Origin of the sequence: Stenotrophomonas sp. JC08, from assembly GCF_052180205.1 — a bacterium.
Lineage (GTDB): Bacteria > Pseudomonadota > Gammaproteobacteria > Xanthomonadales > Xanthomonadaceae > Stenotrophomonas.
This window is the reverse complement of sequence record NZ_CP197473.1, coordinates 1,124,610-1,145,612: the sequence shown is the minus strand read 5'-3', so window position 1 is coordinate 1,145,612 and position 21,003 is coordinate 1,124,610. Positions and strand designations below refer to the sequence as shown.

At 65.4% G+C, this 21,003-nt stretch carries 14 protein-coding genes, 3 tRNA genes and 3 pseudogenes; all 20 read right to left on the bottom strand.

Features of this window, described 5'->3' with window-relative positions; genetic code table 11:
• Positions 1 to 357 precede the first annotated feature (357 nt).
• Positions 358 to 431 (bottom strand) — tRNA-Cys (locus ACSBPQ_RS05150).
• Between the two features lie 81 nt (positions 432 to 512).
• Positions 513 to 588: transfer RNA gene (locus ACSBPQ_RS05145), tRNA-Gly, on the bottom strand.
• A gap of 193 nt (positions 589 to 781) precedes the next feature.
• Positions 782 to 857: transfer RNA gene (locus ACSBPQ_RS05140), tRNA-Gly, on the bottom strand.
• 50 nt (positions 858 to 907) lie between these two features.
• Entirely contained in the window at positions 908 to 1,522 is a 615-nt protein-coding gene (gene pgsA, locus ACSBPQ_RS05135; protein WP_442683971.1) for a CDP-diacylglycerol--glycerol-3-phosphate 3-phosphatidyltransferase, read from the bottom strand.
• A gap of 7 nt (positions 1,523 to 1,529) precedes the next feature.
• On the bottom strand, positions 1,530 to 3,377 hold the full coding sequence (gene uvrC, locus ACSBPQ_RS05130) for an excinuclease ABC subunit UvrC (RefSeq protein WP_442683970.1): 1,848 nt from the start codon (positions 3,375 to 3,377) through the stop codon (positions 1,530 to 1,532).
• Positions 3,374 to 4,786 (bottom strand): hypothetical protein, encoded by a 1,413-nt coding sequence (locus tag ACSBPQ_RS05125; RefSeq protein ID WP_442683969.1) that lies wholly within the window; start codon positions 4,784 to 4,786, stop codon positions 3,374 to 3,376. Before ACSBPQ_RS05125 ends, uvrC begins: the two co-directional genes overlap by 4 nt.
• Complete coding sequence (locus ACSBPQ_RS05120; protein ID WP_442683968.1) at positions 4,783 to 5,271, bottom strand: low molecular weight protein-tyrosine-phosphatase; 489 nt, start codon at positions 5,269 to 5,271, stop codon at positions 4,783 to 4,785. The genes ACSBPQ_RS05125 and ACSBPQ_RS05120 overlap by 4 nt, the downstream gene beginning before the upstream one ends.
• Positions 5,268 to 6,032, bottom strand: a complete 765-nt coding sequence (kdsB, locus tag ACSBPQ_RS05115) for a 3-deoxy-manno-octulosonate cytidylyltransferase (protein WP_442684517.1) — start codon at positions 6,030 to 6,032, stop codon at positions 5,268 to 5,270. Before kdsB ends, ACSBPQ_RS05120 begins: the two co-directional genes overlap by 4 nt.
• A 101-nt stretch (positions 6,033 to 6,133) precedes the next feature.
• Positions 6,134 to 7,156 (bottom strand): tetraacyldisaccharide 4'-kinase, encoded by a 1,023-nt coding sequence (gene lpxK / locus ACSBPQ_RS05110; RefSeq protein ID WP_442683967.1) that lies wholly within the window; start codon positions 7,154 to 7,156, stop codon positions 6,134 to 6,136.
• Entirely contained in the window at positions 7,156 to 8,901 is a 1,746-nt protein-coding gene (msbA, locus tag ACSBPQ_RS05105) for a lipid A export permease/ATP-binding protein MsbA (protein WP_442683966.1), read from the bottom strand. The genes lpxK and msbA overlap by 1 nt, the downstream gene beginning before the upstream one ends.
• On the bottom strand, positions 8,898 to 9,320 hold the full coding sequence (locus ACSBPQ_RS05100; protein WP_442683965.1) for an ExbD/TolR family protein: 423 nt from the start codon (positions 9,318 to 9,320) through the stop codon (positions 8,898 to 8,900). Before ACSBPQ_RS05100 ends, msbA begins: the two co-directional genes overlap by 4 nt.
• A gap of 4 nt (positions 9,321 to 9,324) precedes the next feature.
• Positions 9,325 to 9,990, bottom strand: coding sequence for a MotA/TolQ/ExbB proton channel family protein (locus ACSBPQ_RS05095; protein WP_442683964.1), 666 nt, complete (start codon positions 9,988 to 9,990; stop codon positions 9,325 to 9,327).
• A pseudogene (locus tag ACSBPQ_RS05090) lies at positions 9,884 to 12,413 on the bottom strand (DNA internalization-related competence protein ComEC/Rec2); the annotation flags it as partial. The gene ACSBPQ_RS05095 and the pseudogene ACSBPQ_RS05090, both read right to left, overlap by 107 nt.
• 154 nt (positions 12,414 to 12,567) lie before the next feature.
• On the bottom strand, positions 12,568 to 14,676 hold the full coding sequence (gene pnp / locus ACSBPQ_RS05085) for a polyribonucleotide nucleotidyltransferase (protein WP_442683963.1): 2,109 nt from the start codon (positions 14,674 to 14,676) through the stop codon (positions 12,568 to 12,570).
• Between the two features lie 151 nt (positions 14,677 to 14,827).
• Positions 14,828 to 15,088, bottom strand: coding sequence for a 30S ribosomal protein S15 (gene rpsO / locus ACSBPQ_RS05080; RefSeq protein WP_442683962.1), 261 nt, complete (start codon positions 15,086 to 15,088; stop codon positions 14,828 to 14,830).
• Positions 15,089 to 15,261: 173 nt separating this feature from the next.
• Positions 15,262 to 16,173, bottom strand: a complete 912-nt coding sequence (gene truB, locus ACSBPQ_RS05075; RefSeq protein ID WP_442683961.1) for a tRNA pseudouridine(55) synthase TruB — start codon at positions 16,171 to 16,173, stop codon at positions 15,262 to 15,264.
• A gap of 128 nt (positions 16,174 to 16,301) precedes the next feature.
• On the bottom strand, positions 16,302 to 16,685 hold the full coding sequence (rbfA, locus tag ACSBPQ_RS05070) for a 30S ribosome-binding factor RbfA (protein ID WP_442683960.1): 384 nt from the start codon (positions 16,683 to 16,685) through the stop codon (positions 16,302 to 16,304).
• Positions 16,686 to 16,757: 72 nt separating this feature from the next.
• A pseudogene (gene infB, locus ACSBPQ_RS05065) lies at positions 16,758 to 18,776 on the bottom strand (translation initiation factor IF-2); the annotation flags it as partial.
• Positions 18,777 to 18,871: 95 nt separating this feature from the next.
• Positions 18,872 to 19,394: pseudogene (locus ACSBPQ_RS05060) on the bottom strand (translation initiation factor IF-2 associated domain-containing protein); the annotation flags it as partial.
• A 95-nt stretch (positions 19,395 to 19,489) separates the two neighbouring features.
• On the bottom strand, positions 19,490 to 21,001 hold the full coding sequence (nusA, locus tag ACSBPQ_RS05055; protein WP_442683959.1) for a transcription termination factor NusA: 1,512 nt from the start codon (positions 20,999 to 21,001) through the stop codon (positions 19,490 to 19,492).
• Between the last annotated feature and the right edge of the window lie 2 nt (positions 21,002 to 21,003).

Genomic DNA, 21,003 nt, shown 5'->3' with positions numbered 1-21,003 from the left:
GAGCATCGAACACATCAACGCGGCAGCACACCTGGTAGCAGCGTCCCGGACGCCAGCCGTCCAATCATCACAACCTCGCCATCACCTGGACTCATCAACAGAACATATCGCCGGATAGCGGGCAGAGTCCGGATGCGCCCTGGCATTTATCCGGCCGGGAAAGCGGCCAGATCCGCTCAAGCAGAACGGCGGCATCCGTTTCGGTGGTACATGGCCGGAAAGTCACGCTACCAGCCATACCGGCAGACTCTTGGGATCTGCAGTGGTCTATCCGGATATCGCCAGACAACAGGCAAAGAAAAACCCCTGATTTCTCAGGGGTCAAATGATGCACCGGGATATCCCGGTATAACTTATTGGAGGCCTGGGTCGGAATCGAACCGGCGTACGCGGATTTGCAATCCGCTGCATAACCACTCTGCTACCAGGCCTTGAAACGCTTCATCACCGGATTACAGTCGCGACTTCCGATGATATGAAAAAACCCCGCTGCCGGGGTTTTTTCAGTAATTTGGAGCGGGAAACGAGACTCGAACTCGCGACCTCAACCTTGGCAAGGTTGCGCTCTACCAACTGAGCTATTCCCGCATTGTGTCCGGCTTATTGTACAGACTTCGTATCAATTGCGCCAGCTTTTTAACATTCTTCTTCACATCACTGGAAGAAGATGGAGTGCTTTCCGAACAGTCAAGCATTGCGACCGGCAACGCCCACGACACACTGGAATTCACTCCTATCCCGCCGATATCAGCTGAACATAGAGTTCGTACTGATACTCGACTGGAGCGGGAAACGAGACTCGAACTCGCGACCTCAACCTTGGCAAGGTTGCGCTCTACCAACTGAGCTATTCCCGCTTGGGAGGCGAAATTCTACATGCATTCACGCATGTGTCAACCGCCTTTCCTCAACTTTTTTTCATCTGCGAGCGGGCGGCTTTTTCATCCTCGCGCAGGCTCGGCCAGGCGGCACGCAGGTACTGCAATGCCGACACCAGCGTGAGTACCGCGGCAATGGCCAGCATCCAGTCACCGATGTGGAAAACCGGAACACCCATCCAGATGTCGGCAATGGCGGTGTTGGGCGAAACCGAATACAGCAGGCACAGCAAGGCGACCATCTGTGCGGTGGTTTTGATCTTGCCGATCATCGCCACGCGGACTTTCGCGCGCTGGCCGATTTCCGCCATCCATTCGCGCAGTGCGGACACGGCGATCTCACGGCCGACAATGACCGCCGCCCAGAACGCCATCCACGGCGTCGGGTGCCCCTGCACGATCAGGAACAGCGCGACAGCCACCATCAGCTTGTCCGCCACCGGATCCAGGAAGGCGCCGAATGCCGAATGCATCTGGTAGCGGCGCGCCACCCAGCCATCCAGCCAGTCGGTGATGGCCGCCAGACCGAAGATCGCCGCAGCGGCGAAGTTGGTCCAGCCATACGGCAGATAGAACACCAGCAGCAGCACCGGGATCATCAGGATCCGCAGCAACGTCAGCCAGGTGGGTACAGTCAAATTCATTGCAGCTCTACTCCGCTGCCGAATCCGGAACCGACAGTCCATGAAGGTTAGCGTATATCCGTGCGGCGAGGGCTGCGCTGACGCCTTCCACGCGCGCGATCTCCGCCTCACCGGCGGCCTTGAGCCCGGCCAGGCCACCGAAATGTTTCAGCAGACTGGCCCTGCGTCGGGGACCGATGCCCGGAATATCCTCCAGCTTGCTGGTCATGCGTGCCTTCTGCCTCCGTCCGCGATGCCCGGTGATCGCAAAACGGTGGGCCTCGTCACGCACCTGCTGGATGAACTGCAGCGCCGGCGATGCCGCTCCCGGGCGCAGTTCGCGGCCATCGGGCAGGACCAATGCCTCATGGCCGGCACGCCGCTCCACGCCCTTTGCCACTCCAACCAGCATCACCCCCTCAACACCGAGTTCGACCAGCGCAGCGGCAGCCTGAGCCAGCTGCCCTGCACCGCCATCGATCAGCAGCACGTCAGGCAGCGGCCCGCCTTCTGCCACCGCACGCCGGAAGCGGCGGTCAATCGCCTGGCGCATCGCGGCGTAGTCATCACCCGGCTCGATGCCGCTGATGTTGAAGCGACGGTAATGCGCACGCACCGGTCCGGCAGCATCGAATACCACGCAGGAGGCCACCGTCGCCTCCCCCATCGTGTGGCTGATATCGAAACATTCCACACGCTTGACCGGCTCGGCCAGTCCCAGCAGATCCCTTACCGCATCGCTGCGTGCCTGTTGCGCGCCACGACTGTCGAGTTCGCTTGCCAGGGTGATCTGTGCGTTGCGGTTGGCCAGCTCCACATAGCCGGCCCGCTCACCGCGCACATTCCACTTCAACACTACCTTGCGCTCGGCCGCGGTGCTCAGTGCGGTTTCGATCACATCCGCGTCGGGTATCTCCCGGTCCAACAGGATTTCCGCGGGCGGTGCGTGCTCACCGTAATACTGGGAAACAAAGGCGGCGAGCACCTCATCGGCACTTTCCTCGCCGTTGGTACGCGGGAAGAAGGCGCGCGTTCCCAGATTGCGTCCATCACGGAACGACAGCAGCATCACGCAGGCGCTGGCGCCCTGCATCGCACAGGCCAGCACGTCCAGATCGGCGGCACGGCCATCGACATACTGCCGGTTCTGCATGCTGCGCAGCGAGGTGATCAGGTCACGCAGTCGAGCGGCCCGCTCGAACTCCAGTGCATCGCTGGCCTCCTGCATCGACTGCGCCAGCTCCTGTGCCAGCAGGTCGCTTTTTCCTTCAAGAAACAGCTCGGCGCGATGAACCGAACGGGCATACTCTTCGGCCGCGACCAGATCCACGCACGGCGCGCTGCAGCGGCCGATCTGGTACTGCAGGCAGGGCCGGGAGCGGTTGCGGAACACGCTGTCCTCGCAATTGCGCAGGCGGAACAGCTTGTGCATCAGATTGAGGGTTTCGCGCACGGCGCCGACGCTGGGGTACGGCCCGAAGTAGCGCCCCGGAACCGCGCGCGGGCCCCGATGCAGCGCGATCCGCGGCCACTGTTCACGGGTGAGCAGTACCTGCGGATAGGTCTTGTCATCGCGCAAGGACACGTTGTAGCGCGGTGCCAGCGACTTGATCAGCTGGTTTTCCAGCAACAGCGCTTCGGCTTCGTTGCGGGTCACGGTGACGTCCATGCGCGCCACCTGCGACAGCATCATCATGATCCGCCGGTTCTTCGGCGAGCCGTTGAAATAGCTGCCCACGCGCTTGCGAAGCGCGCCGGCCTTGCCGACATACAGCAAGGTGTCGTCTTCGGCATACATGCGGTAGACGCCCGGCGCGGTGCTTAACGCCGCCGCGAAAGCCTTGCCGTCGAAACCGCTGGACTGCCCGCCACTCATCCGTCGATCGGCACGTCGCTCAGCTCGCCGGTGGCCGGATCAAAACGCAGCACCGCATGGGCATCGGTTTCCGCGATCCATACCACACCTGCGGCAAGCGCCAGCGCGCCCGGGCCATGCAGGCGGCGAGGAAGATCGACGGTGGAAAGCACGCCGCCCCCCAGTCGCAAGGTGCGCAGGCTGCCATTGCCGGCATCGGCGATCCACAGCAGCGGCGACTCCGCACCCAGCGCCAGCGCCAGCGGATACTGCATGCGCGCCTGCGTACGCTCGCCATCTTCGCAGCCGAATTCCCACACGCTCTTGCCAACCAGCGTCTGCACCAGGTCACCACGCAACTGCACGGAGCGGATCGCCGAACCCAATGCGTCACAGACGTACAGCACCTGCTGCACCGCCACCAGCCCGCACGGCTGCGCGAACGCGGCCAGGTGACCACTGCCATCACGGATCTCGTTCGCCCCCGCACCGGCCCGCCAGCGCAGCGCCCGACTGCCCAGGTCATAACTCCAGATGTGGTTGTCGCCAGCCATGGCGATATGCACCTGGTTGTCGGCGACCACCACGTCCATCGGATGGTTCAACTGGCTGTCCCAGGGCTGCGACAGCACGCCTTCCACCGGGTCGCCGGCACGCCCGGTGCCGCACAGCGTATCGACCTGCCCGGACACCAGGTTGATCCGGCGCAGCGCATGGTTGCCGGTGTCGGCCACGTACAGCACATCACGCACCAGCGCCATGCCCTGCGGGCGGTTGAAAGCGGCTTCGGCGGCGGAGCCGTTCACCATGTCCGCAGTACCCACACCGAACTGGCGCAGCACGCGCCCGTTGTGTGAGCACTCCAGAATGCGGTGATGGCCGGTGTCGGCGACATACAGACGCTCATCGGTGGCCACCAGCCCTGCCGGGAAACGCAATGGCAGGATCGGTTCGGCATTGATTTCGCGTGTCTCGCCCTCCACGTCCAACGGCCGCATCAGGCCTTCGCACAGGCCATTCAATGCGCGCTCCAGGTCGGTCGCGCTGCCGACGATGCGCTCACGCTCCTGGCCCTGTGCATCGATCAGCAGCAGCGTCGGCCAGGCTTCGACATTGAACTTGCGCCAGATTTCCCACTGCGCATCCAGAATGGCCGGCGCACTCACCCCGTGCCGGCGCAGCAGCTTCAGCGCCGGCTGTGGCTCCCGCTCGAAATCAAAGCGCGGCACATGGATCACCAGCAGCTGCAGCCGCCCGGGATTACGCGCCTGCCATTGCGCGATCTCGGCCAGGCGCTGCGAACACCACACCGAGGCGGCGTTGACGAAAGCCATTACCAGTGGTCGCCCACGGTAATCCTGCAAGGTTGAAGGAGCGGCGTTGAGCCAGATGCCGGTCTTGGGCAGTTCCATCGCGGACAGATCGTTCATGGGCCGATTATGCCGGAGTCCACCGTCGCTGACAGACGCTGCACCGTGGCCCGCGCCGCGGCATCCACCAGCGACCAGCTGTGTTCGAAATCACGCTCGTCGCCGTAGTACGGATCAGGTACCGATTCCGGCCCTTCCAGCCCCAGCCATGGCAGCCACAGTACGGCCTTGTCGATGCTGTCGGCCGGGGCAATGGCGCGCGCATCGTCCAGATTGCTCTGATCGGCGCACAGGATCAGGTCGAAATGGCTGAAGTCCTCGCGCAGCAGCTGCCGCGCTTTCAGAGCGCTGATATCGGCGCCGTGCCGTCCGGCACAGGCGATGGCACGTGGATCCGGCGCACGGCCGATATGCCAGTCGGAAGTGCCCGCCGAATCCACTTCGATCCACCCCGCCAGGCCGGCCTGTGCGATCTGCTGCCGCAATGCCCCCTCGCCCATCGGCGAGCGGCAGATATTCCCCAGGCACACCACCAGCAGCCTCATGCCTGTGCCCTCATCAGCGCATCGGCACGCTCAAGGTCTTCAGGAGTATCGATGCCCGGCGGGAACGGCGCCGGCGACAGTGCCACCGAAATGCGGAAACCGGCCTCGAGCACACGCAACTGCTCCAGTGACTCGATCTGCTCCAGCCGGCCCGCCGGCATCGCCGCGAACTGCTGGAGAAACCCCGCGCGATAACCATAGATGCCGATATGGCGCAGCCACTCCCCGGCCGGCAGGCGCGCAGTGGAGTGTGCGAACGCATCGCGATGCCACGGAATCGGCGCCCGGCTGAAGTACAGCGCATCTCCCCCGGCGGTACGCACCAGCTTCACCACGTTCGGATCGAACAGCGCGGCCGCATCCTCCACCGGTGTGGCCAGGGTCGCCATCGGCGCACCGCTGCCGGCCAGCGCCGCCGCCACTGCACGGATACCGCTGGCAGGTGCGAACGGCTCATCACCTTGCAGGTTCACCACGATCACATCGTCGCCCCAGCCGGCGTGGCGCGCGCATTCGGCCAGACGGTCGGTGCCCGACGCATGACCGGCACCGGTCATCGCCACACGGATACCCGCCACATCTTCCAGCACGCGGGCGATACGCGGATCATCAGTGGCGACCCACACCTCGCGCGCGCCGGCGGCCAGCGCACGCCGGGCCACGTGCAGCACCATCGGCTCACCGGCCAGCAATGCCAGCGGTTTGCCCGGCAACCGGGTGGAGGCGTAACGCGCCGGAATGGCGACGACAAAATCGGGTATCGAATCCATGTTCACTCCTTGGCCGGCGGTGAGCGCCGGCAATCCATCCCTACCGCACACGCGGCGCGGAGCCTGACTGCACGACAGCCGCCATCAGCGAATCACCCGCGGGCCAGCTTTCCCAGCCGGTCCAGCAACGCCACCCAGAAGGCGGCCGGCAATTCGGCCTGCAACGGCACCGCATAGTGCCAGTCCGTCGCCAGCGACTGGCACTTCACCGCATCTTTTTCGGTCATCAAAACCGGCAGCTCACTGCCGAAAGAAAGATCCGCTGGCTGATAGCGGTGATGGTCGGCGAAGGCATGCGGCACCACGCCGATGCCGCGCGCACGCAGCATCTGGAAGAAGCGCTGGGGATGGGCGATGCCCGCCACCGCATGCACGCGCTGCCCGGAAAAGCTCTGCAAGCTCCGGTTGCGCCCGCCCTTGAGCGGACGCGCCGAGTCGATGCGCAGCCGCATCGCCCATTCGCCGAAGCCTGAAGTGGACGTTTCAGCGCCCGCATCACTGGCTTGCCCCAGGTTCACCACGCGGAAGTCGCAGTTGGCCGCGCGCGCCACCGGCTCACGCAAGGGGCCGGCGGGCAGCAGCAGGCCGTTGCCATAACGGCGCTGGGCATCGACCACCTCGATCTCGATATCGCGGGCCAGCCGATAGTGCTGCAGACCGTCGTCACAGACGACCACATTGCAACCGGCCGCCAGCAGTTCCCGCGCAGCCGCGACCCGGTTGCGATCCACCCGCACCGGCACACCGGTTTTCCAGGCGATCAGCAACGGCTCGTCACCGGCCAGTGCCGGCGACATGTCCGGCGTGACCCAGCGGGCGGTACCGGCATCATCACGACCATAACCGCGACTCGCCACGCCCGGCTTCCAGCCGGCTTCACGCAGGCGTGTCACCAGCTCGATGGTCAACGGCGTCTTGCCGGTGCCGCCAGCGGTGATGTTGCCTACCACGATCACGGGGACCGGCACCTGCCGGCTGCGCAATATGCCGCGACGGTACAGCCCGCGCCGCATCCCGGCGAGCGCCCCATAGAGCAGCGCCAGCACGCGTGCGGGCACCGGCACGTTTCCTCCGTCGTACCAGTACGCCGGTGTCTGTGGACCTTGCTTTGCCATCAGTCCTGCCGTTCCCGGAACTGCATGCGGTACAGGTGCTCATACAGGCCGCCCAGTTCCAGCAGCTGCTGGTGGGTGCCCCGTTCGACGATGCGCCCCTGGTCCATCACCAGTACCTGGTCGGCATGCTCGATGGTGGACAGGCGATGTGCGATCACCAGCGTGGTGCGGTCGGGCATCAGCTTCTGCAGCGCGTCCTGCACCAGCCGCTCGGATTCATTGTCCAGCGCCGCAGTGGCCTCATCCAGGATCAGGATCGGCGCGTCCTTGAGCATCGCCCGGGCGATGGCCAGGCGCTGGCGCTGGCCGCCGGACAGCTTGCCACCCTTGGCCCCCACCTGCGCCTGCAGGCCCTGGGGCATCTGCGCGACAAATTCCAGCGCATTGGCACCGGCGATGGCCTTGTCCAGTTCACCGGCACTGCGCCCGCTGAGCTCGCCGTAGGCCACGTTCTGCGCGACGCTGCCGTTGAACAACGTGACCTGTTGCCCCACGAAGGCGATCTGCCGGCGCAGGTCCGCCAGCTTGTAGTCGTTCAACGAGTGCCCATCGAGCAGGATCTGCCCGGCCTCGATCTCGTAGAAACGCGGAATCAGCTTGATCAGCGTCGACTTGCCGCTGCCGGAACGGCCGACGATGGCGGTGACCGTGCCCGGACGCGCGACAAAACTGATGTCCTCCAGCGCCGGCCTCTCCTGCCCCGGATAACGGGCCGTGACCTGGCGGAACTCCAGCAAACCACTGGCACGCTGCAACGGCACCGTGCCGTGGTCGGGCTCGTCGTCCGCATCCAGTACGGTGAACAGGCGCTGGGCCGAGGCGATGCCGCGCTGGGTCATGTTCTGCACATTGGTCAGCTGCTTGAGCGCGGGGATGATGCCGATCATCGCCACCATCAGGCCGACAAAATCACCGGCGGTCAGGCGCCCGGCGGCAGCTTCGTAACTGGCGATCAGCAGCAGCGCCGCCAGCCCGATGGCACCGATCAGCTGCACCATCGCCGAGGAGATGCTGCGCGTGGCCTCCACCTTCATCGCCAGCTTCAGGTTGGTATCGGCCAGTGACGTGTAGCGCCCCAGCTCACTGTCCTGCGCGCCGTAGACCTTCACTTCCTGCTGGCTGGACAGGGTCTGGTCCGCGGCCTGCAGCAGCTCCGCACCGCTTTCCTGGATACGGTGGCTGATGCGCCGGTAACGCTTGGCCACCTTGTTCATCACCCAGGCCAGCGGTGGCGCCAGCACGAAGATCGTCAGCGTGACCTGCCAGCTCAGGTACAGCATCACCAGCAGCAGCCCCAGTGCCTGCAACGACTGCTGCAACACCACTTTCATCGCATCGACCGCGGCCTGCGCCACCTGGTCGCTGTCCGACCCCAGCCGCACCAGCATCGATGGCACCGGTTCGACATCAAAGCGCTGGCCGGGCAGCCGCAGGTATTTGGCCAGCACCCGCACCCGCATGTCGCGGGCGATGCTGCGCGCGGCCTTGCCCATGCCGATGTCGGTCAGGTAACCGGCAATACCACGCAACACGAACAGGCCGACGATGGTCAGGGGCATCAAGAGGTTGATGTCGGCCGGGTTCACCAGGCTGTTGGTGATCGGCTTCATCATCAGCGCGAAATAGCTGCCCGCCGCCGCCTCGATCAGCATGCCCACCCCGGCCAGCAGCAGCAGGCCACGATAGGGCCGCGCGAAGCCGAGCAACCGCTTGTAGGTCTGCCACGCGGTGCTTTCCACGCTCATTGGCCGGTTTCCGGCGCGGTGGCGATGGCGATGCGGCGGAAGCCCAGCTGCCCGAGGGCATCCTGCACCGTCACCACCGCCTGGTAGGGCGTGCGCGCATCGGCACGCAGCAATACCGTCTGCTCGCGATCATCACCGGCCACCTGGGCAATCGTCTGCTTGACCGACTCCACGTCCGTGCGCAGCACTTCCTGGTCGTTGACGAAATAACGGCCATCAGCGTTGACCAGCACGCTCAGTGAACGCGGTGGCTCGGCACTCTTCTGGTCGCTGGCGGTCGGCAGCTGCACCTGCAAGGTCGAGCGTGCATCGAAGGTGGTGGTGATCACGAAGAAGATGATCAGCACCAGGATCACGTCGATCAGCGGAACCAGATCGATATGCGGCTCATCCTGCGCACGGTTGTCGCGTATACGCATCGGCTCAGGCCTTTTCCATTGCCGCCGGCTGCTTGCCGCCCACCGCCTTGCCGGCAGCCAGCACCGCCGGACGGCCATCGAGCGAATCCAGCAGCGCCGAGGCCTCCTTCTCCATCTCGATCACATAGCCATCGATGACGCTGCGGAAATGACGGTGGAACATCAGCGCGGGAATCGCCACGATCATGCCGGTGGCAGTGCAGACCAGCGCTTTGCCGATACCGCCGGCGAGCTGGTTCACATCACCCACGCCGTGGTCGAGGATGCCCAGGAACATCTGGATCATGCCGATCACCGTCCCCAGCAGGCCCAGCAGCGGCCCGGCCGAGGCGATCGTGCCCAGCGCGTTGAGGAAGCGGCCCATCCGGTGCACCAGGTGGCGTCCGGTGTCCTCGATACGTTCGCGCATCTGCTCACGCGGACGGTTGCGGGCCTCCAGCGCGGTGGCCAGCAGTTCGCCCAGCGGCGAGTTGGCCCGCAGCGACTGGATATGCGAAGCATCCAGCTTGCCGCGCGCGGCCCAGTTGCGGACTTCCTGCCCCAGCCCCGGCGGCAACACCTCGTTGCGCCGCAGCGTCCAGAAACGCTCCAGGACAATCGCCAAAGCCAGCACACCCAACAGCAGCAGCGGCACCATCGGCCAACCGCCGGCCTTGACCAGTTCCCACACGTTTCAACCCTCCGGCACCACGGCCGCCTGTTCGATCGGCGATAGGATAGCAGCCGCCCGCGTCCGCTCCGCGGCATCCCATATACGTGGCCGCCAGGTGCGCCGCTCACGCAGTTGCAGGCCGGCCTTCCCAAGCCATACCCGCACCGCGCCGCTGCTGCCGGTCTGCAGCACTTCGGCGCCGGCACGCTGCCAGCGCTCCACGACTTCCGCACGCGGATGCCCGAAGCGGTTGCCATGCCCGGCCGAAACCAGCACCAGCCGCGCCTGCGTGGCGGCGATGAAGGAAGCCTGCGAGGAGCCGCCACTGCCATGGTGCGGTGCCAGCACCACATCGGCCTTGAGCAGCGCCGGCGTGGAGCGGACCAGTCGCCGCTCGATCACTTCGCCGATATCGCCGGTCAGCAAGGCCACACCATGGGCCGAGCCCACCCGCAGCACGCAGCTGGATTCATTGCCCAGGTAGGGGAAGCCGGGTGTCGGATGCAGGAATTCGAACTCGACACCATCCCAGCGCCAGCGCTGCCCGGCCACACAGGACGTAGCCCCCTCCAGGGTCCATCCGGGCGGCACCTGCCAGCGCGCAACCGGCACCCCCGCGCGGACCGCCTCCAGGCCACCGGCATGATCCGCATCGCCATGGCTGATGACGCCCGCATCCAGATATGCGACACCCAGTGCCCGCAGTCCCGGCACCACCACCCGCTCGCCGGCATCGAAACCATCCCGGACCGCCGGGCCGGTGTCGTAGAGCAGGCTGTGCCGTGCAGTCCGCACCAGCACCGACAGCCCCTGCCCGACATCGAACACCTGCAACTCGAACTCGCCTTCTGCCGGCAGCTCGCGGGACGGCCACAACAGTGGCAGCCACAGCAGCAGCGCCATCCCCTTGCCCGGCACACCGTTGGGCAGCAACAGCCACAACGCCCCGGCCAGCGCCAGCGGCAATGCAAATGGCCCCGCCTCCGGCAGCCACCACAGCGCGAAGCGGCTGCCGGACAACCATGAAAACAGCGGCCAGCTCAGATCGAAGCAGGCGGCCGACAACTGCCAGGCCCAGCCACCGGCCCCGGGCAGCAGCGCTTCCAGGGCCGTACCGAGCAAGGCCAGCGGCACCACCACCAGCGTCCACCAGGGGATCGCCAGCAGATTGGCCAGCGGACCGGCAGCGGAAGCCTGGCCGAACAGCATCACCGTCAACGGCAGCAGCCCGAGCGTGGCCACCCACTGCGCCGCAAGGAATCCACGGAACCAGTGCTGGCGTTCGGGCAGGCACCACAGCAACCAGGCCACGCCGGCGAAACTCAGCCAGAACCCCGCCATCAGGATCGACAGCGGATCCCACAGCAAGACCGCCAGCCCCGCAAGCGCCAGCGAGCCGGGCAGGTCGAGCGGCCTTCGCCACCCGCGTGCCGCCACCACCACCGCGATCATCAGCACCGTGCGCACCGTCGGCAGGGAAAATCCCGCCACCGCCGCGTAACCCACAGCACCGGCCAACGCTGCCAATGCCGCCGCCTGCGGTCGCGGCAGGACACGTCCCAACCACGGCGCCATCCTCCAGAGCAGCGCGGCCAACAACCCGACGCAGCCGGCAACCATTCCGACGTGGAAACCGGAAATGGCGATCAGGTGGGTCAAGCCTGTCGCCCGCAATATGTGCCAGTCGCCATCCGCCAATGCCCGCGTATCGCCCAGTGCCAATGCCCGTACATAGCGTGAGGAATGCGAAACCACCGCCGCGTCGATCCGCGTCGCCATCCGCTCGCGCCACGCATCGATGCCGCGTGGCGGCATCAGCGCCTGCTCCGTTCCCGGCCTGACCAGTCCGGTCGCAACCAGACGCCGGGCCAGCGCATGTCGCTCGGCGTCAAAACCACCGGGATTCTGCAGGCCACGTGGCGCCCGCAGCTTCACTTGGAACTGCCAGCGACTGCCGGCTTTAAGCGCATGGCGTGGCCCGATCCCGGTCGCCCCGAAATCGTCATACCAGGCCAGTTGCAGCAGACGCCCCTGCAGGGCCGGCACCTGAGTGGCATCGGCGTCCACCCGCAGCTGGAAACGGGTACGGCGTGCCTCGGCATCGGGCAGACCGGCGACCACCCCGCTCACCTGCAGCGCCTGTCCTTCCAGCGCAGGCGGCAGTTGGCCACCCAGCACCCAGCCCGCGTGCAGCGCCGCCCAGCCCGCGCCGGCCAACAATGCGCCCACGCAGCGCCACATGCCTCCCCACCACCAGCCAACGATGCCGGCGGCAAGCAGCACTGCCGAAATGCGTCCGGCAACAGCCACGGTGCGTACAGCGCGGCACAGGTGCCGGCCACGAACAGCGCCGCCACCGCCACGCCGAACGGTGCCACTGCGGCTGCAGGCCGCGTCCGCACCGCCCATGCCCTGCCCCGCGCCACGACGCCCACCGCCATCCCCTCGTCCCTGATGGAGGTCAACGATGCTCGCGCCCCTGCCTGCGGGCGGCTATCAGGCAAGCGACTACCTGCGGGTAGGTGAAGAGGAAAGTGACGGACAAAAGAAAAGCGGGCGCAAGGCCCGCTTTTCTCTCAGCGCAACTCCGCGACCTTATTCGGCCGGGGTGCCCTCGCCTTCTTCCACGGCCTTCATCGACAGGCGGATACGGCCCTGCTTGTCGACTTCCAGCACCTTGACCTTGACCACATCGCCTTCCTTCAGCACGTCGCCGACCTTCTCGACGCGATCGCTGGAGATCTGCGACACGTGGACCAGACCGTCCTTGCCCGGCAGGATCGTCACGAACGCACCGAAGTCCATGATCTTGGCGACCTTGCCTTCGTAGATGCGGCCCGGCTCGACGTCCGAAGTGATCTGCTCGATGCGGGCCTTGGCAGCCTGCGCGGCGGCGTTGTTTACCGAAGCGATGGTGATGGTGCCATCGTCCTGGATATCGATCTGGGTGCCGGTTTCCTTGGTGATGGCCTGGATGGTCGAGCCACCCTTGCCGATCACTTCGCGGATCTTGTCCGGGTGGATCTTGATGGTCAGCAGACGCGGTGCGTAATCGGACAGCTCCGAACGCGGCGCGGTCAGACCGTTGGCCATTTCGCCCAGGATGTGCAGACGACCGGCCTTGGCCTGCTGCAACGCCTGCTTCATGATCTCTTCGGTGATGCCTTCGATCTTGATGTCCATCTGCAGGGCGGAGATGCCCTCGGACGTACCGGCCACCTTGAAGTCCATGTCGCCCAGGTGATCTTCATCACCCAGGATGTCGGACAGGACCACGAAACGCTCGCCTTCCTTGACCAGACCCATGGCGATACCGGCCACCGGAGCCTTCACCGGCACGCCGGCGTCCATCAGCGCCAGCGACGAGCCGCAGACCGAGGCCATCGACGAGGAGCCGTTGGATTCGGTGATTTCCGAGACCACGCGGATGGTGTACGGGAACGCTTCCAGCGACGGCATCACCGCCAGCACGCCACGCTTGGCCAGACGGCCGTGGCCGATCTCGCGACGCTTCGGCGCGCCGAAACGGCCGCACTCACCGACCGAATAGGGCGGGAAGTTGTAATGGAACAGGAAGTTTTCCTTGTACTCGCCGGCAACGGCGTCGATGACCTGGCCGTCACGGGCGGTGCCCAGGGTGATGGTCACGATGGCCTGGGTCTCGCCACGGGTGAACAGCGCCGAACCGTGGGTACGCGGCAGCACGCCGGTGTTCACGGCGATCGGGCGGACGGTGTCCAGCGCACGGCCGTCGATGCGGACCTTGGTGTCCAGCACCGAGTCGCGCATGGTGTGGTATTCCAGCTCGCCGAATTCCTTGGCCAGCTCGGCGACACTCCAGCCCTCGCTCTCGGCACGACCGGCCAGCGATTCCAGCACGTCCTTCTTGATCGCGGCGATGGCGTCGCGGCGCTGCAGCTTGTCGCGCACCTGGAAGGCTTCGGCCAGCTTGCCGCCGACGGCTTCCTTCAGCGCCGAAATCAGCACCTCGTTCTTGGCCGGGGCCACCCAGTCGCTCGGCTTGGTGCCGGCTTCCACGGTCAGCTCGTTGATCGCGTTGATGACCTTCTGCAGCTCGCGGTGACCGAAGGTCACGGCGCCCAGCATCACGTCCTCGGACAGCAGTGCGGCTTCCGATTCCACCATCAGCACGGCATTGGCGGTACCGGCGACCACCAGCTCCAGCTGCGATTCCTTCAGTTCGGACACGGTCGGGTTGAGGATGTACTCGCCATCCTTGTAACCCACCTTGGCGGCACCGATCGGGCCCTTGAACGGCGTGCCGGCCAGCGACAGGGCGGCCGAAGCACCGATCAGCGCGGCGATATCGCCGTCCACTTCCGGGTTCAGCGACATCACCGTGGCGATGATCTGCACTTCGTTCTTGTAGTCTTCCGGGAACAGCGGACGGATCGGACGGTCGATCAGGCGCGAAATCAGTGTTTCCTTCTCGGTCGCGCGGCCTTCGCGCTTGAAGAAGCCACCCGGGATACGCCCACCGGCGTAGAACTTTTCCTGGTAATCGACGGTCAGCGGGAAGAAGTCCTGGCCTTCGCGCGCGCTCTTGGCGGCGACGGCAGTGACCAGCAGCACGGTGTCGTCCATCTTGACGATGACGGCGCCGCCGGCCTGGCGGGCGATTTCGCCCGTCTCAAGCGTGACGGTGTGTTTGCCGTACTGGAAGGTTTTGGTGATTTTTGCCACGGGGGGTGTCCTTGGATGATGCTTTCTTCAGATGGACCGCCGCCGACCCTTGCCAGCGATGGTTGGCCGGACGGTTCCGACCGCTCTACTGCAATTTGAAACGGTAAAAGCAAAACCGCGGCGCATCGCTGCGCCGCGGCCGGTGGAGTTCTTAGCGACGCAGGCCGAGCTTTTCAATCAGGGCCTTGTAACGCTCGACGTCCTTCTTCTTCAGGTAGTCCAGCAGGCTGCGGCGGCGGTTGACCATCTGCAGCAGGCCGCGACGGCTGTGGTGGTCCTTCTTGTGTTCCTTGAAGTGGCCGGTCAGCAGTTCGATGCGGGCGGTCAGCAGGGCGACCTGGACTTCCGGCGAGCCGGTGTCGTTGGCGCCGCGCGCGTTGGCTTCAATAACCTTCTGGGTGTCGATCGACATTTCTTTTTCTCATGGATGCGTGGCCCGCAGGAACGTTCTGTTGACGCACCGCGCAGCTCGCCGTTTCAGGAATCCGCCTGCCGACGGCAGACGGTGCCCTATCAAGGGCCGCAAAATTGTAACGATCCCGGCTCCCGCTCACAAGGCGCATGACCGGACATGCGGCAAACCGTTCACAGGTTGAACAGGCGCTGCGGCGACAAACGCCCGCCCGCCTCCACCTGCGCCAGCCCCACCGCCCCACCATCACGCTCGAACAGCGCGGCCAGCCCTTCCGGCCAGGCCGGATCGCGCAGACGCTGCCCCATGCGAACGCGCCGCACCTGTTCAGCATCAAGTTCGATCCGCGGGAAGTGGCTCAGCCCCGCATCCACCGGCAGCAGCCATTCCATCAATTCGGCTTCGTCACCACTTTCGGCCAGCGTCCGCAGCGCATCCAGCCCGATCATGCGCGGCGCCAGAAAAGGCTCCACCCACAGCCGGCGCAACCCGGTAATGTGCGCGCCGCAGCGCAGCAGTTCGCCCAGATCCCGTGCCAGGGCGCGGATGTAGGTGCCCGAGCCGCAGGTGACCCGCAGCGACAGACGCTCGCCATCGCGCACAAGCACCTCGATCGCCTGCACGTGCACCTCGCGCTCCGGGGCCTCGATCACCTCCCCCCGGCGGGCCTTGGCATATAACGGCTCACCGCCCTGTTTGAGCGCCGAATAGATCGGGGCACGCTGGCGGATATGGCCGGTCAGCGATGCCAGCGCCATGGACAGGGTCGCCTCGGCAATGTCCGGCACCGGGCGTCGCAACAACTCCACGCCATCGGCATCATCGGTGTCGGTGGTCACGCCCAGCACGATGTCCGCGTCATAGGCCTTGGCCGAGCCCAGCAGCAGGCCTGCGATTTTGGTCGCCTCGCCGAAACACAGCGGCAGCAGGCCGGTGGCGAGCGGATCCAGGCTGCCGGTATGACCGCCTTTCTCCGCGCGGAAGAGGCGCCGGGCCACCTGCAACGCGGTGTTGGAGCTCATGCCCGCGGGCTTGTCGAGCAGCACGATACCGTCCAGACGACGGAATTGGATTCGAGGACGCATGCACCACCTGGGGGTCGGATCTGCGCGGATGGCGCGGCCACACGCGCTGTTGAAAACAGCGCCCGCCCGACGGCGGTGCGCCGCCCGGAAGGCAGATAAAAGAACAGCCCTTGCGGGCTGTCTCGGACTTATTCGTCTTCGTCCGGGGCGGACGACTGCGCCGCCAGCGTATCGGGAAGACTGCGCAGGAGATTGTCGATCCGCTCGCCGCGATCCACCGAATCGTCGTAATGGAAATGCAGCTCCGGAACGTGCCGCAGCTTCATCGCCCGCGCCAGACCGGTGCGCAGTTCGCCCGCCAGCTCACGCAGTCCCTGGACCGCCTCGGCTGAACGTTCCGGCATCAGCGCCGTCACGAACACCTTGGCATGGGCCATGTCACGGGTGACTTCCACATCGGAAACGCTGACCGATGGCAGCCCGTGCTCGCGCACGATGGCATGCACCAAAGTGCCCAGATCGCGACGGATCTGTGCGGAAACACGGTCGGTACGGTGGAAAGTCTTGGGCACTTGTCAGCTCTTCTGGTTCGATACGGAGAAAATCGGCCGGCCCGCTGCGGTGCGGGCCGGCTGTTGTGACGATTACAGCGTACGCGCCACTTCGATACGCTCGAAGCACTCGATCTGATCGCCAGCCTTGACGTCGTTGTAGGCCTTCACGCCGATACCGCACTCGGTACCGTTGCGGACTTCCTCGACGTTTTCCTTGAAGCGACGCAGCGATTCCAGCTCGCCCTCGAACACCACCACGCTATCACGCAGCACGCGGATCGGCTTGTTCCGCTTGACCACACCCTCGACCACCATACAGCCGGCAATGGCACCCAGCTTGGAGCTGCGGAAAACGTCGCGGACCTCGGCGATACCGATGATCTCTTCACGGATCTCCACGCCCAGCAGGCCGGAGGCCACCTGCTTCACCTGGTCGATCACGTCATAGATGATCGAGAAGTAACGCAGGTCCACGCCGTGGGTTTCGATGATGCGACGCGCCGATGCATCCGCGCGCACGTTGAAGCCGATCACGGTGGCCTTGGAGGCCGCCGCCGAGTTGGCGTCCGATTCGGTGATGCCGCCCACGCCGGAGTGGATCACGTTGATGCGGATCTCGTCGTTGGACAGGCCTACCAGCGACTGGCTCAGTGCCTGCACCGAACCCTGGACGTCGGCCTTGATCAACAGGTTCAGCACCTGCTGGCCTTCGCCCTTGCCCAGCTGCGCCATGATGTCTTCCATGCGGCTGCCCGCGGTGGCCACCAGACGCGACTCGCGCCGCTTGGTTTCACGCGCCTGCGCGACTTCCTTGGCCAGACGCTCGTCTTCCACGACGACGAAATCGTCACCGGCTTCCGGCACGCCGGACAGACCCAGCACCTGCACCGGGATCGACGGGCCGGCACCGTCCACCTGGCTGCCGGTCTCGTCGAACAGGGCACGTACACGGCCATACTGGATACCGCACACCAGATAGTCGCCCTTCTTGAGTTGGCCCTGCTGTACCAGCACAGTCGCCACCGGGCCACGGCCCTTGTCCAGTGACGATTCGATCACCACGCCGCTGGCGCGGCCTTCGGCCACCGCCTTGAGTTCAAGCACTTCGGCCTGCAGCGAAATCGCATCCAGCAGGTCGTCGATGCCCAGACCGGTCTTGGCGGAGATCTCCACCATCTGCACATCGCCACCGAACTCTTCGGCAACGACCTGCTCGGCCAGCAATTCGTTCTTGACGCGCATCGGATCGGCAGTGGATTTGTCGATCTTGTTGATCGCCACCACGATCGGCGCATTGGCCGAACGGGCGTGCTGGATGGCTTCCTTGGTCTGCGGCATGACACCGTCATCGGCCGCCACCACCACCACCACCACGTCGGTCAGCTGCGCGCCACGGGCACGCATCGACGAGAACGCGGCATGGCCGGGGGTGTCGAGGAAGCTGATCACGCCCTTGGGCGTGGTCACATGGTAGGCACCGATGTGCTGGGTGATACCACCGGCTTCACCCGTGGCGATCTTGGTGCGACGGATGTAATCCAGCAGCGAGGTCTTGCCATGGTCGACGTGCCCCATGATGGTGACCACCGGCGGACGTGCCACCGCCTCACCCTGGTCGGCATCGGCGATTGCCAGCAGCGCGTCTTCAGCGTCATTGCTGTTGGCACGCACCACGGTGTGGCCCAGTTCTTCGGTCACCAGCGCCGCGGTGTCGTGATCGATGCTCTGGGTGATGGTCGCCATCACGCCCATCTTGAACAGCGCCTTGACCACCTCGCCGCCCTTCAGCGCCATCTTCTGCGCCAGATCGGCCACGGTGATGGTGTCGCCGATGGCGACTTCACGCACCACCGGAGCGACCGGCCGCTCGAAGGCGTGGCTGCCACTGCCGCTACGCGACTGGTCCTGGCCACGACGGCCGTGCGGTGCACGGGCACCCGGACGACCACGCGAATTGTTGCTGTTGCCCCGGCGCGCACGGTCGGCGGCAGACAGGTGCAGCTGGCCACCGAAGCGGTTGCCGCCCTCACCCTCGGAGCCACGCGACTTGTTGCCGGCCTTGGCCGCCGCTCCGCCGCGCTCCTCGCGCGCGGGTGCCGGCGTTGCCGCCGCAGCACGCTGCGTCGGGGTCTTGCGCTCGGGCTTCTCCAGCGTCTCGACGATCCGCTGCCTGACCGGCGGTGCCTTCTGGGCTTCTGCCGCCCGCGCTGCTTCCGCGGCGGCCTCTTCGGCTGCCTTGCGCTCGGCCTCTTCGGCAGCTTCCTTCTGCCGCACCATTTCCTCGTCACGCTGACGGTCCTTCTCGGCCAGCATGCGCTGCTCTTCAAGGTTGCGCTGCCGCGACTCCTCCAGCTTGCGCAGGATATCGGCGCGCTCCTCGTCCGGCGTCATCGCCGCCTTGCCACCGTCCGGCTTGACGTAGCTGCGCTTCTGCCGCACCTCGACATTGACCGTGGTCTTGTTGCGGCCGGCGTTGACCGTCACTTCCTGCACCTTGCGGCGGTTCAGGACGATTCGCTTCGGCGCCGCTTCGGCAACTTCTGCCGCTGGCTCGTCCTTGCCGTGGGAGCGGCGCAGGAAGCCAAGCAGTTTCACTTTTTCGGCGCTGGTCACGACCTGGTCGGGACCGCTGAACTTCATGCCGGCCTGTGCCAGCTGCTCCAGCAGTTTCTCAACCGGCGTATTGACCAGTTCGGCGAGCTTGCGGATGGTGGTTTGCTGCGACATTCGGATCCTATGATCTTGTTGGCGCCCCCTCGTCACGAACGAAGGCAGCGCAGAGTCTACGCCCTGAGCGGATCAGGGCACTGTTCATCGCTGGCTCATTCGCCACGCTCCAGGCGGGCGATCTCCTCGGCGCGGGCTGCCAGGACCAACGCCGCGGCGCGCTCCAGATCCATACCCTCGATGCCGAATTCCAGGATCTCGTCAGCAGCCAGGTCCGACAGATCCTCACTTGTACACACGCCATTGCCGGCCAGCGCATACGCGGTGGCTTCATCCATGCCTTCCAGGGCAAGCAGGTCTTCGGCCGGCACGCCGCTCTCTGCACCCTCTTCCACCGCCAGCGCTTCATTGAGCAGCGCATCGCGCGCACGGGCGCGCAGTTCCTCGACGATGCCCTCGTCAAAGCCTTCCACCGCCAGCAACTCGCCCACCGGGACGTAGGCGATTTCCTCGACGGTGTTGAAGCCTTCGCTGACCAGGATGCCGGCGATTTCCTCGTCCACTTCCAGCTTGTCCATGAACAGCTGGCGGGCCACGGCCTGCTCGGCCTCGGACTTGGCGGTGACCTGGTCCTGGGTCATCACGTTCAGCTGCCAACCGGTCAGACGGCTGGCCAGGCGCACGTTCTGGCCGCCCTTGCCGATGGCCTGGGCCAGGCGGTCTTCAGCCACCGCCAGGTCCATCGAATGCTTTTCCTCATCGACGATGATCGACTGCACTTCTGCCGGCGCCATCGCGTTGATGACGAAGTTGGCCGGGCTTTCATTCCACAGCACGATATCCACGCGCTCACCGTTGAGCTCGTTGGACACCGCCTGCACGCGCGAACCGCGCATGCCGATGCAGGCGCCGATCGGATCGGTGCGGGTGTCGTGGGCCAGCACGGCGATCTTGGCGCGGTCGCCCGGGTCACGCGCACAGGCCTTGATCTCGACCAGACCCTGGCCGACTTCCGGCACTTCCAGCTTGAACAGCTCGATCATGAACTCCGGCGCAGCGCGGCTGATGAACAGCTGCGGGCCACGCGGCTCCGAGCGCACTTCGGCCAGATAGCCGCGCACGCGGTCGCCGGCGCGCAGCACATCGCGCGGAATACCCTTGTCCTTGGAAATGAACGCCTCGGCGTTGCCGCCCAGGTCGACATAGATGTTGCCGCGCTCGGCACGCTTGACCACACCGGTGACCAGTTCGCCCACGCGGTCCTTCCACGCATCGACCACCTGCTGGCGCTCGGCCTCGCGCACGCGCTGCACGATCACCTGCTTGGCAGCCTGCGCGGCAATGCGCCCGAAATCCGGGTTCTCGATCTGTTCTTCGATGTAGTCGCCGATCTCGACGTCATCGGCCTCGTCGACCGCGTCCATCATGCGGAGCTGGCGGTCCGGGGACTCCATCACCACGTCATCGGCCACCACTTCCCAGCGGCGGAAGGTTTCATAGGTGCCGTCCTTGTGGTCGATCGACACGCGCGTCAGCACGTCCTGGTCGACATAACGCTTCTTCGCAGCAGATGCGAGCGCCGCTTCGATCGCATCGAAAATCACTTCACGCGGCACGCCCTTTTCATTGGCGACTGCATCAACTACCAGCAAAAGTTCCTTGCTCATCG

What these genes read in the sequence shown, in the direction of transcription:
- ACSBPQ_RS05125 (WP_442683969.1), bottom strand. Translation starts at nt 4,786, where the DNA reads ATGAACGATCTGTCCGCGATGGAACTGCCCAAGACCGGCATCTGGCTC.
- msbA (WP_442683966.1), bottom strand. Translation starts at nt 8,901, where the DNA reads ATGAGCGTGGAAAGCACCGCGTGGCAGACCTACAAGCGGTTGCTCGGC.
- nusA (WP_442683959.1), bottom strand. Translation starts at nt 21,001, where the DNA reads ATGAGCAAGGAACTTTTGCTGGTAGTTGATGCAGTCGCCAATGAAAAG.
- truB (WP_442683961.1), bottom strand. Translation starts at nt 16,173, where the DNA reads ATGCGTCCTCGAATCCAATTCCGTCGTCTGGACGGTATCGTGCTGCTC.
- pgsA (WP_442683971.1), bottom strand. Translation starts at nt 1,522, where the DNA reads ATGAATTTGACTGTACCCACCTGGCTGACGTTGCTGCGGATCCTGATG.
- lpxK (WP_442683967.1), bottom strand. Translation starts at nt 7,156, where the DNA reads ATGGCAAAGCAAGGTCCACAGACACCGGCGTACTGGTACGACGGAGGA.
- uvrC (WP_442683970.1), bottom strand. Translation starts at nt 3,377, where the DNA reads ATGAGTGGCGGGCAGTCCAGCGGTTTCGACGGCAAGGCTTTCGCGGCG.
- rpsO (WP_442683962.1), bottom strand. Translation starts at nt 15,088, where the DNA reads ATGTCGATCGACACCCAGAAGGTTATTGAAGCCAACGCGCGCGGCGCC.
- ACSBPQ_RS05120 (WP_442683968.1), bottom strand. Translation starts at nt 5,271, where the DNA reads ATGAGGCTGCTGGTGGTGTGCCTGGGGAATATCTGCCGCTCGCCGATG.
- ACSBPQ_RS05100 (WP_442683965.1), bottom strand. Translation starts at nt 9,320, where the DNA reads ATGCGTATACGCGACAACCGTGCGCAGGATGAGCCGCATATCGATCTG.